At 55.2% G+C, this 645-nt stretch carries 2 protein-coding genes; both read left to right on the top strand.

The genetic code is table 11. The annotated features are described in order from the left end of the window. The coding region (locus tag AWU74_RS07230; protein WP_162505003.1) for a transposase at nucleotides 1-250 on the top strand (250 nt) is incomplete at its 5' end. A 14-nt stretch (nucleotides 251-264) separates the two neighbouring features. Then, entirely contained in the window at nucleotides 265-645 is a 381-nt protein-coding gene (locus tag AWU74_RS07235) for a transposase (RefSeq protein WP_187150929.1), read from the top strand.

Here is a 645-nt window from a genome sequence, read left to right on the forward strand (position 1 = left end):
GGTAGCGTGGCAGACGCGCACGGGCGCTCCGTGGAGGGATATACCGCCAGAATTCGGAAATTGGAACAGCATACACAAGCGGTTTTGCCGCTGGCGGGACAAGGGAATATGGAGAATGCTGGCGGACGCCGCAATAGGCGAGCCTGCCGGGGATATCTTTATGATAGATTCGACGTATATCAAGGCACACGCAGACGCGTGCGGGGCACAAGGCGGCACTCAGGACATTAGCCGCACAAAAGGGGGCTGAACAGCAAATTACATTTGGTAGTCGACGAGTACGGGATACCGGCAAGCGGCATTGTGACAAGCGGTACTGTCGCGGACTGCAGCCAAGCGCCTCTCCTTATGGAGGATTTGGAAGCGGAAGCGTTCCTTGCGGACAAGGCGTATGACACGAACGAGCTGCTTGATATGCTTAAAGAAGCGGATATAGTAGCAGTCATCCCTCCGGTTAAAAGCCGGAAAGAGCAAAGAGCGTACAATCATGAACTGTATCGGGCGCGGCACGTCATTGAAACCGTCTTCCGTGCCCTCAAGCGCTGGCGGGGAATTGCTACGCGCTATGCAAAGCTCACCGCTTCCTTCATCGCCGCCATTCATGTCAGGTGTTTGTTTCTCTACCTTCCAGTCCACGCTACCTAG

It is taken from the genome of Treponema endosymbiont of Eucomonympha sp. (genome assembly GCF_001028545.1).